Annotated in this window: 5 tRNA genes and 2 rRNA genes; all 7 read right to left on the bottom strand. The window is 49.4% G+C overall.

Going from position 1 to position 1,706, the window contains the following annotated elements:
• Positions 1–59: 59 nt before the first annotated feature.
• Positions 60–132, bottom strand: a tRNA-Thr gene (locus BAZO_RS10370).
• 13 nt (positions 133–145) lie between these two features.
• Positions 146–227 (bottom strand) — tRNA-Leu (locus BAZO_RS10365).
• Positions 228–236: 9 nt separating this feature from the next.
• A tRNA-Lys gene (locus BAZO_RS10360) sits at positions 237–309 on the bottom strand.
• Between the two features lie 17 nt (positions 310–326).
• Positions 327–399: transfer RNA gene (locus BAZO_RS10355), tRNA-Asp, on the bottom strand.
• 29 nt (positions 400–428) lie between these two features.
• Positions 429–501: transfer RNA gene (locus BAZO_RS10350), tRNA-Val, on the bottom strand.
• 2 nt (positions 502–503) lie between these two features.
• Positions 504–619: ribosomal RNA gene (gene rrf, locus BAZO_RS10345) — 5S ribosomal RNA — on the bottom strand.
• 83 nt (positions 620–702) lie between these two features.
• Positions 703–1,706 (bottom strand): 23S ribosomal RNA (locus BAZO_RS10340); the annotation flags it as partial.

Below are 1,706 nucleotides of genomic sequence, written 5' to 3'. Positions count from 1 at the left end.
GCAAGGTTGTGTTCTACCCCTGAACTACGTTCGCACTTAAACTTTGTGTCTTACGACAATGCCGACTACATGATTCGAACACGCGACCCTCTGATTACAAATCAGATGCTCTACCAACTGAGCTAAGTCGGCTAATAACCTAGTATGCGGATGAAGGGACTTGAACCCCCACGCCGTTAAGCGCTAGATCCTAAATCTAGTGCGTCTGCCAATTCCGCCACATCCGCTAGGAATTATGACCCGTGCTGGGCTCGAACCAGCGACCCTTTGATTAAAAGTCAAATGCTCTACCAACTGAGCTAACGAGTCATTAGTATTACTACTAACGGTTCTGACGGGAATCGAACCCGCGATCTTCGCCGTGACAGGGCGACGTGATAACCGCTACACTACAGAACCTTTATTCAATTAATGGCTGAAACAACCAATGGGAGTTAACGGGATCGAACCGCTGACCCTCTGCTTGTAAGGCAGATGCTCTCCCAGCTGAGCTAAACTCCCAAACTTGGCCACTCGCATATCTCCCAGGGGGCAACCCCCAAGTACTTCCGCCGTAGATGGACTTAACTTCTGTGTTCGACATGGGAACAGGTGTATCTCCATCGCAATGATGACCAAATCATTAAATGTTACTTTGAACATTCAAAACTAAATAACAATTCTTCTAACTTCTAAACCATAAGCATTTTATATTTGACTCTTTTGGTAAAGTCCTCGAGCGATTAGTACTGGTCCGCTCCAAGTCTCGCAACTCTTCCACTTCCAGCCTATCTACCAGATCATCTCTCTGGGCTCTTAATTCTTACGAATGGGTAATCTCATCTTGAGGTGGGCTTCGCACTTAGATGCTTTCAGCGCTTATCCCTTCCCTACATAGCTATCCAGCCGTGCTCCTGGCGGAACAACTGGTACACCAGCGGTAAGTCCATCCCGGTCCTCTCGTACTAAGGACAGATCCTCTCAAATTACCTACGCCCGCGACGGATAGGGACCGAACTGTCTCACGACGTTCTGAACCCAGCTCGCGTGCCGCTTTAATGGGCGAACAGCCCAACCCTTGGTACCGACTACAGCCCCAGGATGCGATGAGCCGACATCGAGGGGTGAAATGCGTTGTCGATGTGAACTCTTGGGGGAGATAAGCCTGTTATCCCCAGGGTAGCTTTTATCCGTTGAGCGATGGCCCTTCCATGCGGTACCACCGGATCACTAAGTCCTAGTTTCCTACCTGCTCGAGTTGTAGCTCTCGCAGTCAAGCTGGCTTTTACCTTTACACTCTACGATTGATTTCCAACCAATCTGAGCCAACCTTTGAGCGCCTCCGTTACTCTTTAGGAGGCGACCGCCCCAGTCAAACTGTCCGTCAGACACTGTCTCCCTGGCCGATTATGCCAGCGGGTTAGAGTAACCATAAGTCAAGGGTAGTATCCCAACAACGCCTCAATAGAAACTAGCGTCCCTATTTCAATGGCTCCTACCTATCCTGTACATGACTTACAGGTACTCAATATCAAACTACAGTAAAGCTCCATGGGGTCTTTCCGTCCTGTCGCGGGTAACCTGCATCTTCACAGGTACTAAAATTTCACCGAGTCTCTCGTTGAGACAGTGCCCAAATCATTACGCCTTTCGTGCGGGTCGGAACTTACCCGACAAGGAATTTCGCTACCTTAGGACCGTTATAGTTACGGCCGCCGTTTACTGGG

Source organism: Schinkia azotoformans LMG 9581 (assembly GCF_000307855.1).
GTDB classification, from domain to species: domain Bacteria; phylum Bacillota; class Bacilli; order Bacillales; family Bacillaceae_J; genus Schinkia; species Schinkia azotoformans.
This window is presented reverse-complemented; position numbering and strand designations above follow the sequence as displayed.